Origin of the sequence: Dactylosporangium cerinum (genome assembly GCF_042653625.1) — a bacterium.
In the GTDB taxonomy this organism is placed as follows: Bacteria; Actinomycetota; Actinomycetes; order Mycobacteriales; family Micromonosporaceae; genus Dactylosporangium; species Dactylosporangium cerinum.
Genome location: NZ_JBHSIU010000053.1, coordinates 178,491 through 191,636, shown reverse-complemented (window position 1 = coordinate 191,636; position 13,146 = coordinate 178,491). Strand labels below are relative to the sequence as shown.

Genomic DNA, 13,146 nt, shown 5'->3' with positions numbered 1-13,146 from the left:
GGGTCAGTACGAGAACGGCCAGGCTTTCCAGTAGTTGCGGAGCCGGATCCAGATGCCGAACAGTCCGCGTGGCTCGAAGATCAGGAACACGATGATCAACACGCCGTAGAGGACGGTTTCGAGCTGGTAGGCGTTGGGGGACTCCGCGGGTGAGTTGCTGATGAACGGCAGGAACGACGGGACCTCCCGGATCAGCCGCGGCAGGAGCGTGATCAGGAAGGCGCCCAGGACGGCGCCGCTGACCGTGCCCGCACCGCCGATGAGGATCATCGCGATGTACTGCACCGACAGCAGCAGGTTGAAGGTCGTCGGGTCGAAGTAGCCGATCCCGACGTAGAGCAGCGCACCGGCGCAGCCGGCGTAGAACGACGACACCCCGAAGGCGATCGTCTTGTACCTGGCCAGGTTCACGCCCATCACGCCGGCCGCGATGTCGCGGTCCCGGATGGCGGTGAAGGCCCGGCCGACCCGCGAACGCGCCAGGTTGCGCGCCGCGAGAGCCGCGAGGACGAGCAGCACGAGCATCAGCAGGTACAGCTTCTGATCTCTCGTGAGGAAGGCGTCGCCGGTGTTGAGGTCGTAGCCCAGCAGGGTCGGCGCCGGGGGCTGCCGGCCGATGCCGGGCCCACCGGTCAGCGACGACCACTCGTTGATCACGTGGCCGCCGATGAAGACCAGGCCCAGCGTGACGATCGCCAGGTACAGGCCACGCAACCGGGTCGCCAGGGGCGCCACCAGTACACCGGCGAGCGCGGCGACGACACCGGCGGCGGGCAGCCAGATCAGGATCTCCCGGACCCCGAACCCGATGGTCCGCGCGTCGGGGTCACCGGCGATGGCCGCCGCCGTGTAGGCGCCGATGGCGAGGAAGAACGCGTGCCCGAGCGACACCTGCCCGGCGTAGCCCGTGACGATGTTGAGCCCGATCGCGCCGATCGCGGTGACGCAGGCCAGCCCGATCAGCTGCAGCAACTGGTCCTCGACCAGCCACGGCAGCGCGACGCCGACCGCGAGCAGGATGCCGACCGCCACCTTCTTCGAGGTGGTGTCGAGCAGCGCCAGCTCCTGGTTGTAGGAGGTGCGCAGCAGTGGACGGTTTCTCATACCCTTTCGACCTCCCGGGTGCCGAACAGGCCGTAGGGGCGCACGAGCAGGACCAGGAACATCACCACGTAGGGCGTGACGACCGAGATGTTGCCGCCGAGCCACGGCAGCGAGCCCTGATACGTGGCGGTGAGCTCCTGCACGGTGCCGACGGCCAGGCCGCCGATGACGGCGCCGGGCAGGGAGTCGAGACCGCCGAGGATGATCACCGGCAGCGCCGTCAGCGCGATCAGCCACAGCGACTCGCTGACGCTGCCGCCGACCGCGGCGAACGTGCCGGCGACCGCGGCGAGCGCGCCGGCCAGGGCCCACGACAGCGCGAACACCGCGCCGACGCTCACGCCCTGGGCGAGCGCCGCCTCCTGGTCGTAGGAGGCCGCCCGCATCGCCAGGCCGGTCCGGGTGTACCGGAAGAACAGGAACAGCAGGGCGATGAGCACGGCGGTGGTGAGGACCATCGCCACGTGCCGCTGCTCGACCTGGACCCCGCCGGGCAGTTTCCACACCTTCAGGCCCCACGGGTCGCCGACCTGCCGCACGTCCAGGCCGATGGCGGCGTTGACGACGACCCGGACCGCGATGTCGATGCCGAGCGTGATGATCGCGACGGTGAAGACCGGCCGGCCGATCATCGGCCGGACCGCGAGCCGTTCGACGCCCAGCGCCAGGCCGCCCGTGAGCACCGCGGCCGCGGCCAGCCCGAGGAAGAAGCCGAGCGGACCGACCAGGTAGGTCACCAGGACCGCACCGGCGAGCATGAACGCCGGCTGGGCGAAGGAGATGACCCGGGTGGCCTTGTAGATGATCACGAACCCGAGGCCCAGCAGCGCGTAGACGCTGCCCGTGCCGATGCCGCGCAGGACGCTCTCGACGAAGTCCTTCACACCCTGCTCCCGTACATGTCGTCGACGAGCGTTGCGAAGGTCGTGGCGACGGCGCCGCGCCGGACCTTCTGCGTCGCGGTGAGCTCGCCGTCCTCGTGGTCGAGCTCCTTGGGCAGCATCCGGAACGTCTTGACCTGCTCGACCGGGTTGTGGCCGGCGTTGACCGCGTCGACGACGCCCTGGATCAGGGCCACGACCTCGGGCTTGCCGGCGAGGTCGCGGTAGGTGGTGTAGCCGATGCCGCGCCGCTGCGCCCACTCCCCGACGGTGTCGAGCTCGATGCCGATGAGCGCGGTCAGGAACGCGCGCCGGTCGCCGATGACGATCGCCTCCTTGACGAACGGCGAGGCCTTCAACGCGTTCTCGATCTCGCTCGGGGCGACGTTCTTGCCACCGGCCGTGATGATGATGTCCTTCGAGCGGTCGGTGATCTTCAGGTGCGTGCCGTCGAGCAGCACCCCGACGTCGCCGGTGCGCAGCCAGCCGTCCGGCGTCATCGCCTCCGCGGTCGCCGCCTGGTTGCGGAAGTAGCCGGCGAACGTGCCCGGGTGCCGGGTCTGGATCTCCCCGTCGTCGGCGATGCGGATCTCGACCCCGCTGTGCGCCTCGCCGACCGTGCCGAGCCGGACCCGGCCGGGGCGGTTGGCGGTGCTGATCGCGGTGTTCTCGGTCATGCCGTAGACCTCGTACATCGGCACCCCGATGCCCATGAAGAACCGCAGCACGTCCGGGGCGATCGGGGCGGCGCCGCTGGCGGCGTAGCGGACCCGGCGCACCCCGATGCGCTCCTTCAGCGCCCGGTAGCACAGCAGCCAGCCGATCGCGTAGAGCAGCCGGCTGCCGGCGGTGTGCTTGCCGCCGTTGGCCTCCAGGGTGGCGCCGATGCGGTCCGCGACGCGCAGCCACAGCCGGGCGTTGGAGCGTTTGATCAGCGACGCCCCGGCGAGCCGGATCGTGACGCCGGCCATCATCTTCTCCCAGATGCGGGGCACCCCGAACAGGATCGTCGGCTGCACCTCGCGCAGGTCGGCCTGTACCGTCGCGATCGACTCCCCGAAGTGGACGGTGACCCCGGCGGCCGCGTTGAACCAGACGGTGAAGACCCGCTCCGCGACGTGGCACAGCGGCAGGTACGACAGGGTCAGGTCGCGCGGTCCCGGCGGCGGGTCGGAGAAGCCACCGCCCTCGATCAGGACCCGGATCGCGAAGTCCACGTTGGCGACGGTGAGCATCGCGCCCTTGGGCCGCCCGGTCGTGCCCGACGTGTAGATCAGCGTGGCGACGTCGTCGCTGTGTGCCTCCAGGTCGATCGTTTCCGCGCCCTCGTGCGACGCGAGGAGGTCGCTCCAGGCGATCAGCTTCGGGTGCTGGTACCGGCCGCGGATGCCTCTGGGCTCCAGGTAGACGATCCACTCCAGGTCCGGGCAGTCGTCCAGGACGGCCAGGGCCTTGTCGACCTGTTCCTGGTCCTCGGCGAAGAGGATCCGCGCGCCCGAGTCGGCCAGCATGTGACGCACTTCATCGGGTGGGTTGGTCGGGTACAGCCCGACGGTCGCCGCCCGGACCGCGACGGTCGCCACGTCGACGAAGAGCCACTCGGAGCGGTTCTCCGACTGGATCGCGACGCGGTCGCCGGGCTGGACACCGAGCGACCGCAGCGCCCGGGCGACCGTCTCCGCGGTGCTCCAGTAGTCCCGCCAGGTGATCTCGCGCCAGATGCCGCGGTGCTTCTCCCGCATCGCGACCGCGTGCGGTGTCCGTTCGGCGTGCTGTTTGACCAGGTCGGCGATCGTCATGCCGCCTCCACCTCCCCCAGGTAGGCGCGCAGGACGTCCGGGTTGTTCTGCACCTCGGCCGGCGTGCCGGTGGCGACCGGGACACCGAAGTCGACGACCATGACCCGGTCGGCGAGATCCATCACGAGGCCCATGTCGTGTTCGACGAGGATCATCGGGATGCCGAGCTCCTCGCGGACGTCGAGGATGAAGCGGGCCATGTCCTCGGTCTCCTCCAGGTTCATCCCGGCGACCGGCTCGTCCAGCAGCAGCAGCTTCGGCTCCATGGCGAGGGCCCGGCCGAGTTCGACGCGTTTCTGCACGCCGTACGGCAGCAGCCCCACCGGGAGCCGGCGCCACTGCGCGAGCTCCAGGAAGTCGACGATGTCCTCGACCACGGCCCGGTTGGCGATCTCTTCGCGCCGGGCGCGGCCGAGCCACGCGATGGCCGCCAGGGTGCCGTAGCGGATGTGATGGTGCCGGCCGAGCATGAGGTTCTCCAGCACGGTCAGGTGCTGGAACAGCTCGACGTTCTGGAAGGTGCGGGCCACGCCCAGCTTGGCGATCTTGTCCGGGCGCAGACCGGTGAGATCGGTGCCGTCGAGCGTCACCTTGCCGTGCTGTGGCCGGTACACACCGGAGATCACATTGAAGATCGACGTCTTCCCGGCCCCGTTGGGACCGATGACGGCGAACAACTCGTCCTTGGCGACGGTGAACGAAACACCGTCGATGGCTTTGACGCCGGCGAAGCTGAGCCGGACGTCTTCGAAACGCAGCACGGCGACTCCTTCTAGGTTTCCGACAGCGCTACGACAGCCAGCGCTTGCGGCGCTTGTAGTGCTTGACGTCGCGGAAGGACCGCTCGGCCCGGCCGAGGTAGAACTCGCGGATGTCGTCGTCGGCGAGCAGTTCGGCGGCGGGTTTGTCGAGCACGACCTTGCCCGTCTCCAGCACGTATCCGTGCTCGGCGATGGACAGCGCCATGGTCGCGTTCTGCTCGACCAGCAGCACGCCGGTGCCGGCCCGGTTGATCTGCACGATCAGGTCGCGGACCTGTTCCACCAGGCGCGGCGCGAGGCCGAGGCTGGGCTCGTCGAGCAGCAGGTACGCCGGGTCGGACATGAGCGCCCGCCCCATCGCCAGCATCTGCTGCTCGCCGCCGGAGAGGTAACCGGCGGTGCTGCCGCGCCGCTGGGCGAGGACGGGGAAGAGGCCGTACATGCGCTCGAGGGCCTCCGCCCGCCCCTTCGAGCGGGTGTGCGCGCCGAGCCGCAGGTTCTCCTCGACGGTCAGCTCGGCGAACGTCCTGCGCCCCTCCATCACCTGCGTCACGCCGCGGCGGACCACGGCGGCCGGTCTGAGCCGGTGGATGGGCCTGTCGTCGAGCGTGACGGCGCCCTTGGTGATGGCGCCGTCGTGCACGCCGAGCAGGCCCGACAGGGCTCGCAGCAGCGTGGTCTTGCCCGCACCGTTCGCGCCGAGCAGCGCGACGATCCGTCCTGGTGGCACCTGCAGGCTGACGCCGCGAAGCACCAGCATCACGTCGTCGTAGACGACCTCGAGGTTCTGGACACGCAACATCGGTGACGCTCCTCCGGGGGTGTTCGGAGTGGGCGAACTATGTGCATCGACGGTGAATAAAGTTACGTGTATTTAACCGGGTATCAGAGCAGAATCAAGCCCCAATTGTGTGTCCGTCAACACCTTCTTCCGTGTTGCATCACCGTCCGATGTGGACCGACAACTCGCCGTGATACGGACTTTTGGGGTAATAGATATAGAACAACGCGCGTGGGTTTCGCTTCTTTGTTGATCACGTTAAGTTAGGTCCTGGCCTGCTCGGCAGTCCGTCGCCCAGCCCGGGTGGCGCCGGGCAAGCGCCGCCGAATCGAGCGCCGTCCGGCGCTGTGCGAGCCGGGGACCCAAGGTCCTTTGGGGTGAATCCGCGAAGGCGCGGTAGGGCGGCACTCTTCCCGCCCGAACCCGTCAGCTAACCCGGTAGGCGGTCGGTGAAGAAGGGTCATCCCTTGTCCGCTGGACACCGCGCCAGACGATCCCTGCTGCGCACCCTGATCATCGGGGCTGTGTCGCTGGCCGTCGTGGCACCGACGAGTGTCGCCAAGGCCGAACCCACCCTCGCCGAGATCGAAGCCCAGCTCGAGAAGGCGGGCAACGATCTCGAAGACCTGGTCGAGGCCTTCAACAAGATCAATGGGGAGCTGGCCGCCACCCAGGCGTCCGCCGCCACCCTCCAGACCAAGCTCCAGCCCCTCGCGGACAGCATGGCCGCGGCCAACGCCAACGTCGACGTCATCGCCGTCGCCGCTTTCAAGGGCGCCGGTCCCCTGCAGAGCCTCAACGTCGTGCTCAACGCACAGTCGTCGGACACGCTGATCGACCAGCTCGCCACGCTGCAGCAGATCGGCAAGCACCAGCAGCACGAGATCGCCGACTACACGGCGGCCAAGACCAAGCTGGACGACGAGAAGAAGAAGATCGACGAGACGCTCGCCGCGGAGAACGCGCAGAAGGCCGAGCTCGAGACCAAGAAGAAGAAGATCGAGGGCGACGTCAAGAAGCTCGAGACCCTCCGCCGCCAGGCCACCGCGGCCGGCAGCACCGGTTCCACCGGCGTCAAGGTCACGCTCGGCGCCGAGTGCACCAGCCCGGCCAACGCGGCCGTCGCCTTCGCCTGTGCCCAGCTCGGCGAGCCCTACAAGTGGGGCGCCGCCGGACCGAACAGCTGGGACTGCTCGGGCCTGACCATGGGCGCGTGGAAGGCGGCCGGCATCACGCTGCCGCACAACGCCGCCGATCAATGGAGCAAGACCACGCACATCTCACGGTCCGCGCTCTCCCCCGGCGACCTGGCCTTCTTCCGGGGCCTGGGGCACGTGGGCATCTACATCGGCAACGGCAAGATGATCCACGCCCCGACCACCGGGCGGAACGTCGAGGTCCAGTCGATCGACGGCCGCAGCGACACGTACGGATACGGCCGGCCACACAAGTAACCCCTGGTGAACCACGCAGAGGCCATGCCCGCAAGATGGGGCATGGCCTCTTGGGATCCCGGGCAGTACGCCCGCTTCGCCGACGAACGCGCCCGCCCGTTCCACGAGCTGGTGGCGCGCATCCCGACCACCGCCCCGGTCGCGGTCGTCGACCTCGGCTGCGGCCCCGGCACCCTGACCGCGACCCTCGCCACCCGCTACCCGGACGCGGCGGTGCTCGGGATCGACTCGTCCCCGCAGATGCTCGCCGCGGCGGCGCCCCTGGCCACGCCGCAGCTGTCCTTCCAGCTCGGCGACATCGCCGGGTGGCGCCCGCAGCGCGGCTCGGTCGACGTCATCGTCGCCAACGCCTCCCTGCAGTGGGTCCCCGACCACGCGGCGCTGCTGCCGGTCCTCGCCGCGGGCCTCGACGACGGCGGCACCCTCGCGTTCCAGGTCCCGACCGGCGGCCCGATCCTCGACGCCGACATCCTGGACCCCGGCGTCCCCGGCCCGCGCGGCGCGACGCCGGTGCGTGAGCCCGCCTGGTACGTGCGGACCCTCGCGGCGCTCGGTCTGACCGTCGACGCGTGGGAGACGACCTACTTCCACGTCCTGCCGGGCGAGGACCCGGTCCTGGAGTGGTTCAGCGGCACCGGGCTGCGCCCGTACCTCGACGCGCTGTCCGGCGCCGAGCTCGACGACTTCCGCGCCCGGGTCGCCGCCCGGCTGCGAGACCGGTACCCCCGGGAACCGTTCGGCACGATCCTGCCGTTTCCGCGACTGTTCGTGGTGGCGCACCGGCCCTGAGGCCGCGCAGCAACCCAGGCGCCCGCCTGGGTTGAGGTCTGACACGGGGCAGCCCCCGACCGGGAACGGTCAGGGGCTGCGGTTGTCGGTTGCGATCGGCTAGGCGGCCTGGAGCCCCTCGGCGCGGGCCAGCTCACGGAGCCGGCCGAGGGCCTGGATCTCCAGCTGGCGGATGCGCTCGCGGGACAGGGAGAACCGGCTCGCGACCTCGGTCAGCGAGTGCTCGCGACCGTCCTCGAGACCGTAGCGGGCGCGCATGATGCCCGCCGACCGGTCGTCCAGGTGGTTGAGCAGGCCCTCGATGCGCTGGCGCTCCAGGGCGGCGAGGACCACGTCCTCCGGCGACGGTGCGTCGGAGTCGGAGACCAGGTCGCCCAGGCTGGTGTCGCCGTCGTCGCCGACAGGGGTGTCGAGCGAGACGGTGTCCTGGGACCAGCGCTTGAGCTCGTGGACGCGCTCGACGGGGACGCCGAGGGCGGTGGCGAGCTGCTCAGGCTCGGGGTCGTTGCCGAGCTCACGGGTGAGCTGACGCGCGACGTTGCGCATCCGGTTGACGTCTTCGACGAGGTGGACGGGCAGCCGGACGGTGCGTTCCTGCTGCGCGATCGCCCGGCTGATCGCCTGGCGGATCCACCATGTCGCATATGTCGAGAACTTGTAGCCGCGCACGTAGTCGAACTTCTCGACGGCGCGGACCAGGCCGGTGTTGCCCTCCTGGATGAGGTCGAGCATCGGCATGCCGGACCGCACGTAACGCCGCGCGATCGAGACCACCAGGCGCAGGTTGGCCCGGATGAACCGGTCCTTGGCGCGCTCGCCCTCGTCGACCAGACGCTGCAGCTCGGCGGCGCTCACGCCGTCGGGCAGCTCGTCCACGTCCAGCAGATGCTCCGCATAGAGACCAGCCTCGACCGCTTTGGAAAGCTCGACCTCAGAAGCGGCGTCGAGCAGCGGCGTGCGGGAGATCTCATGCAGGTAGACACCAACCAGGTCACGCTCTTCGGCACCTGTATCGGGTCGCATCTCCACTTTCACGTTCTCCACCTTCGGGCCCCTCCCCGTCCATCCTTCGCCTTCCCCGTTTCACCCTGCTAAAACGGGTGCCCCCCGGGTATGCCCCCTACACAACGGTCACGTGGCCTGCCGAATTCCACCCTCGCGGGCGATTCGGTGACGACCCGTGAGAGTTGCACCACTTACCTAGACGACTCGGGAGCTTCTCCGGTTCGCTTCGGTTCCAACAAGTGATACGTGGTATTCCTGCCCGTCAGACGCCTAAACTCGCTGTGAGTTCCCTGGGAACGGCACCGACTGGGACCGGGGTCACCGCAGTTCATCGGCAACAGTCGCCCGCATGACAGGCAAATGCGCAGGTATCCGCAGGAATCGACGCGTGCTGCCGTCTGTCGAAATGCTGACGGGCTCGTCACACTCCCGCCTACCGAGCGTGCCATTCCCGCAACAGCGCGACTTCTTCCTCTTCCGTGAGACCTGTGCTGTGGCGTACATCACCGAATGCGGCGAGTGTGTCCGCCGCGGTTTCGGCAAGCGCGCGGGGACGAAGCCCGGCGGCAAGGGCCGGGGTGGTGTCATGGGTGAGAAACCCGGCAAATTCGGGCAGCAGTAGCCACAGGGGCAGCGACCGCGGACCGAACCAGGGCTCGACGCCCTGCGCGACCAGGAAGTCCTGTGACACCCAGGTGAGCGTGCCGTCGCCGCCGAAGCCGGCATGGAAGTCCCGGCGGGTCATCGGCGCACCTATACCGTCGAACGTCCCCGTCAGGCCCTCCTCCGCGGCCCGCACCGTCCAGTCGGCCAGGTCACGGACATCCACGAACTGGACCCGGTCGTCCGGGTCACCCGGGGTCAGGATCTCGCCGCCGCGGGCGTGCCGGGCCACCCAGTAGTCGAACCTGCCGGTGGGGTCCTCCGGCCCGACGATCAGTCCGGCCCGGTTGACGAAGACATCGGCGAAGCCGTCCCGGACGAGCTCCTCACAGGTGACCTTGCAGCGGCCATACGCCTCGGCACTGGCGGCCGGGTCGTCGAAGTCCGGGTCGGCGGCCGGGAGCAACGGCGCCGTCGCCACGGTCTGGTCCGGGGTCGCGGTGTCGGCGTAGACGGAGCAGCTGGAGACGAAGGTGTAATGCCCCACCCGGCCGGCGAGCCCCGCGACGGCGTGCCGGACGTGGCTGGGCTTGCGGGCGACGTCGACGACCGCGTCGAAGGTGCCCTCGACGGCGCGCAGCCCGTCGGGGTCGGACCGGTCGACGGTCACGAACCGGGCGCCGTCGACCGGGTCGCCGGACGTGCCGCGGGCCGCGCAGGTGACGTCGTGGCCGGCGGCGAGGGCCTGCCGGGCAACCGCCCGGCCGAAGAACACGGTGCCACCGAGTACAAGGATTCTCATCCGGCGATCCTTTGCCGTCCGTGCCGCTCGGCACAGCCCTGTTCGCTGTGAGCGACTACGCGGGGAGCGGAATCTACGCCCGATGGGACGGTGGGGGGCGGTGCGGGCGGGTCTTGTGCACGACCAGGACGAACAGGGCGACCGCGGCCATCACCGTCGCCACCACCGCCAGCCACAGCGACCACCGGTGCCCCTGCGGCGTGCCCGGCACCGCATTGGGCACAGTGGACGGTGGCGCGGCGACCGCCGGCAGCGACGACCCGGGCGCGAGCGCATAGACGCGCAGGAAATCGATCTGGAACTCCACGGGCAACGCCGTCGACGTGCCGGGGGTGGCGGATCCGCTGGTGGTCACCGCGAAGCCGAACCAGCGCTGCGCCGTGGAGACGGCCGGGTCGGCGACGCGCTCCTTGCCGTCGACGGACACCTTGAAGCCCGCCGGTGACCACTCGATCGCGTAGGAGTGCCAGTCGCTGAACGGGCCGGGCAGCGTCCGCACGGAGGTGCCGGCGCCGAAACCGTTGCGCACCAGGGCCTTCTCCTCGCCAGGCCGGGCGGTGATCTCCAGCTGCGACGTGTGCTGGGCGACCTGCTGGTCGACTGGGCGCAGCATGGCGATCGACGAGATCCCCGCGCCCAGCGGCACTCTGGCCAGGAACTCGTATCGCCCGAACTGCTGGGCCGCGCCGAGGCAGCGCAGCTCGCCGGTCACGAACGCCTTGCCGCCGTAGGCCCGCCGGTGCAGGGCGAGGTGCAGCTTCCCGCCGGAGACGGTGACCGCCTCGGGCCGGAAGTAGCTCGCCGAGGCGCCGCCGGTGGCCCCCTCGGAGACCCCGTCGGACGTGCCGTCCGAGACGCCGTCGTAGGCGGCGCAGCCCGGGGGCAGCGCACCGGAGTCGTCGAAGGACTCGGAGAAGACCGGCTGCCAGTCGCTCGGCTCCACGGCGAGGACCGGCGCGGGGGCCACCCACATCGCGGACGCGACGGCGACCAACATGGTCGCGGCCCGCCTCAACATGGTGTCAGCCCCCTCTCCCGCAAAACCTACCGGATACCTTGCGTCCGCACAGCATCGCGGAGCGTCGACGATCGTGCGTACTCGGCGGCCCGATCGGAGCGGACCGATCGGATCTGGACCCTCGCATTCACCCGCATGCAATCCATCCGTCTCCGGCAGGTGCTCGTGCGGGATCGACGGCTACGGAAGGATGGCCAACGACGCATGTCTTCCGAAGGAGAGATCATGGCCCAGCCCCGCGCCCGCGCGTGGCGGATCGCTCAGCACCTCGCGGTGCCGACGCTCGCCGTCGCGGTTGTCGCCCTCCTGCCCTTAGCCAAGTCCGGCGCGCCGGAACAGACCGACCGCTGGACTCCGCTCACGCCGGCCAACGTGTCGTTCGCCCAGAAGACCGGGCCGACGACCTCCGCTCAGCTGCTCGGGTTCAACGACTTCCACGGCAACATCGACGCGCCGCTCGGCAGCGGCGGCCTCATCAACGGCACCCCGGCAGGCGGCGCCGAATACCTCAGCACCTGGCTGACCAAGCTGCGCGACGCGGCGAAGGCCGACGGCGTCCGCAACAGCGACACGGTCGTGGCCGGCGACAGCATCGGGGCCACCCCGCTGGTCAGCGCCGCGTTCCACGACGAGCCGGCGATCGAGGTCCTCAACGCGATGGGCGTCGACATCTCGTCCGTCGGCAACCACGAGTTCGACGAGGGTGTCGACGAGCTCAAGCGCATCCAGTTCGGCGGTTGCCACCCCGTCGACGGTTGCCAGGACGGCGACGGCTTCGCCGGCGCGAAGTTCCCCTACCTCGCGGCCAACGTCACCAACAAGTCCAACAAACTGCCGATCCTGCTGCCCTTCACGATCAAGTTCTACGACGGCGTCCCGGTGGCGTACGTCGGCATGACCCTCGAGGGCACGCCGAGCATCGTCAACCCGGCCGGCATCAAGAACGTCGACTTCCGGGACGAGGTGCAGACCGCCAACCAGTACGCGACCGTCCTGGGCTGGCTCGGCATCAAGTCGATGGTGCTGCTGATCCACGAGGGTGGCCTGCAGAGCAGCCCGCCCGCGCCGCTGGACCCGTCCGGCTGCGCCAACTTCGCCGGCCCGATCACCGACATCGTCAAGGGCCTCAACCCGGCCTACGGCGTCGTCGTGTCCGGTCACACGCACCGCTTCTACACCTGCGAGCTGCCGAACTCCTCCGGCGCCAACTCGCTGGTGACGAGCGCCGGCACCGCCGGCACCCTGGTCACCGACATCCGCGTGTCGCTGGACAAGAAGACCCGCAAGTTCGTCGACGCGTCCGCGACCAACGTCATCGTCGAGAACGGCGTCAAGCTCGCCGACGGCACGTGGCAGAAGGACGCGGCGGGCAACTTCGTCCGCAACCCCGCGCTCGCCGACCCGAAGATCAAGGTCATCGCCGACAAGTACCGTGTCGCGGTGGCGCCGCTGGCCAACAAGATCGTCGGCAGCATCAGCGGTGACATCACCAACATCGCGCTGGCCAACGGCGAGTCGACGCTCGGTGACGTGATCGCCGACGCCCAGCTCAAGTACACGGCCTCGGCGGGCGCGCAGATCGCGCTCATGAACCCGGGCGGCATCCGCCAGTCACTGATCTACGCCAACTCCCCCGGCGGCGAGGCGCCCGGCCAGGTCACCTACGGCGAGGCCTTCACGGTCCAGCCGTTCAACAACCTGGTCGTCACGCAGTCGTTCACCGGCGCGCAGATCAAGGACGTGCTGGAGCAGCAGTTCGTCGGCTTCGGCGGGCAGACCGTCCAGCGGATCCTGCAGCCGTCGGCGAGCCTGACCTACACCTACAGCGCGTCGGCCGCGGCCGGCTCGAAGGTCAGCAACATCGCGGTCAACGGCACGCCGATCGACCCGGCGGGGACCTACCTGGTCACCACGAACGACTTCCTGGCCAACGGCGGCGACGGGTTCACCAACCTGTCGCTCGGCACCGGCCGGGTCTACGCGCCGGGCTTCGACGTCGATGCCCTCACCGCGTATCTGACGCCCGGTCCGGTCGCTCCGGGTCCGGGTAACCGCATCACCAAGATTGCCTGATCACTGCCCATGAACGGACCGTGTGGGCGGGCGGCGGGTTTTGCTCGTGCCCGCCCACACGTATGCTCGCAGGCGC

Annotated in this window: 11 protein-coding genes and 1 riboswitch; of the genes, 3 read left to right on the top strand and 8 right to left on the bottom strand. The window is 69.6% G+C overall.

Annotation, left to right across the window (positions count from 1 at the left end):
• Window positions 1–3: 3 nt before the first annotated feature.
• Genes ACFPIJ_RS37830 through ACFPIJ_RS37810 form a run of 5 tightly spaced genes read right to left on the bottom strand, consistent with a single transcriptional unit; the run spans window position 4 to window position 5,347 of the window.
• Window positions 4–1,104, bottom strand: coding sequence for a branched-chain amino acid ABC transporter permease (locus tag ACFPIJ_RS37830; RefSeq protein ID WP_380122645.1), 1,101 nt, complete (start codon window positions 1,102–1,104; stop codon window positions 4–6).
• Window positions 1,101–1,988, bottom strand: coding sequence for a branched-chain amino acid ABC transporter permease (locus tag ACFPIJ_RS37825; protein ID WP_380122643.1), 888 nt, complete (start codon window positions 1,986–1,988; stop codon window positions 1,101–1,103). Before ACFPIJ_RS37825 ends, ACFPIJ_RS37830 begins: the two co-directional genes overlap by 4 nt.
• On the bottom strand, window positions 1,985–3,784 hold the full coding sequence (locus ACFPIJ_RS37820; protein WP_380122641.1) for an AMP-dependent synthetase/ligase: 1,800 nt from the start codon (window positions 3,782–3,784) through the stop codon (window positions 1,985–1,987). Before ACFPIJ_RS37820 ends, ACFPIJ_RS37825 begins: the two co-directional genes overlap by 4 nt.
• Window positions 3,781–4,545: an ABC transporter ATP-binding protein gene (locus tag ACFPIJ_RS37815; protein WP_380122639.1), complete on the bottom strand. Its 765-nt coding sequence runs from the start codon at window positions 4,543–4,545 to the stop codon at window positions 3,781–3,783. The genes ACFPIJ_RS37820 and ACFPIJ_RS37815 overlap by 4 nt, the downstream gene beginning before the upstream one ends.
• Before the next feature lie 28 nt (window positions 4,546–4,573).
• Complete coding sequence (locus ACFPIJ_RS37810; protein ID WP_380122638.1) at window positions 4,574–5,347, bottom strand: ABC transporter ATP-binding protein; 774 nt, start codon at window positions 5,345–5,347, stop codon at window positions 4,574–4,576.
• A 290-nt stretch (window positions 5,348–5,637) separates the two neighbouring features.
• Window positions 5,638–5,786: riboswitch (cyclic di-AMP (ydaO/yuaA leader) on the top strand.
• 7 nt (window positions 5,787–5,793) lie between these two features.
• On the opposite strand from ACFPIJ_RS37810, the gene ACFPIJ_RS37805 reads away from it, so the two are divergent.
• Together ACFPIJ_RS37805 and ACFPIJ_RS37800 are read left to right on the top strand one after the other, a co-directional pair.
• A complete protein-coding gene (locus ACFPIJ_RS37805; protein ID WP_380122636.1) occupies window positions 5,794–6,780 on the top strand; it encodes a C40 family peptidase in 987 nt (328 codons plus the stop codon).
• A gap of 42 nt (window positions 6,781–6,822) precedes the next feature.
• Window positions 6,823–7,569, top strand: coding sequence for a methyltransferase domain-containing protein (locus tag ACFPIJ_RS37800; RefSeq protein WP_380122634.1), 747 nt, complete (start codon window positions 6,823–6,825; stop codon window positions 7,567–7,569).
• A 99-nt stretch (window positions 7,570–7,668) separates the two neighbouring features.
• Here ACFPIJ_RS37800 and ACFPIJ_RS37795 read toward each other — a convergent pair whose 3' ends face one another.
• The 3 genes from ACFPIJ_RS37795 to ACFPIJ_RS37785 all read right to left on the bottom strand — a co-directional run bounded on the left by ACFPIJ_RS37795 (window position 7,669) and on the right by ACFPIJ_RS37785 (window position 10,997).
• Entirely contained in the window at window positions 7,669–8,592 is a 924-nt protein-coding gene (locus ACFPIJ_RS37795) for a sigma-70 family RNA polymerase sigma factor (protein WP_203847973.1), read from the bottom strand.
• A gap of 415 nt (window positions 8,593–9,007) precedes the next feature.
• Window positions 9,008–9,979, bottom strand: coding sequence for an NAD-dependent epimerase/dehydratase family protein (locus tag ACFPIJ_RS37790; protein WP_380122632.1), 972 nt, complete (start codon window positions 9,977–9,979; stop codon window positions 9,008–9,010).
• A gap of 73 nt (window positions 9,980–10,052) precedes the next feature.
• A complete protein-coding gene (locus ACFPIJ_RS37785; protein WP_380122631.1) occupies window positions 10,053–10,997 on the bottom strand; it encodes a glycoside hydrolase family 16 protein in 945 nt (314 codons plus the stop codon).
• A 225-nt stretch (window positions 10,998–11,222) separates the two neighbouring features.
• On the opposite strand from ACFPIJ_RS37785, the gene ACFPIJ_RS37780 reads away from it, so the two are divergent.
• Complete coding sequence (locus ACFPIJ_RS37780; protein ID WP_380122629.1) at window positions 11,223–13,070, top strand: bifunctional metallophosphatase/5'-nucleotidase; 1,848 nt, start codon at window positions 11,223–11,225, stop codon at window positions 13,068–13,070.
• The last annotated feature ends 76 nt before the right edge of the window (window positions 13,071–13,146 follow it).

Coding starts and splice junctions, on each gene's coding strand:
- ACFPIJ_RS37830 (WP_380122645.1), bottom strand. CDS start 1,104: ATGAGAAACCGTCCACTGCTGCGCACCTCCTACAACCAGGAGCTGGCG.
- ACFPIJ_RS37820 (WP_380122641.1), bottom strand. CDS start 3,784: ATGACGATCGCCGACCTGGTCAAACAGCACGCCGAACGGACACCGCAC.
- ACFPIJ_RS37810 (WP_380122638.1), bottom strand. CDS start 5,347: ATGTTGCGTGTCCAGAACCTCGAGGTCGTCTACGACGACGTGATGCTG.
- ACFPIJ_RS37800 (WP_380122634.1), top strand. CDS start 6,823: ATGGCCTCTTGGGATCCCGGGCAGTACGCCCGCTTCGCCGACGAACGC.
- ACFPIJ_RS37795 (WP_203847973.1), bottom strand. CDS start 8,592: ATGCGACCCGATACAGGTGCCGAAGAGCGTGACCTGGTTGGTGTCTAC.
- ACFPIJ_RS37790 (WP_380122632.1), bottom strand. CDS start 9,979: ATGAGAATCCTTGTACTCGGTGGCACCGTGTTCTTCGGCCGGGCGGTT.
- ACFPIJ_RS37785 (WP_380122631.1), bottom strand. CDS start 10,997: ATGTTGAGGCGGGCCGCGACCATGTTGGTCGCCGTCGCGTCCGCGATG.
- ACFPIJ_RS37780 (WP_380122629.1), top strand. CDS start 11,223: ATGGCCCAGCCCCGCGCCCGCGCGTGGCGGATCGCTCAGCACCTCGCG.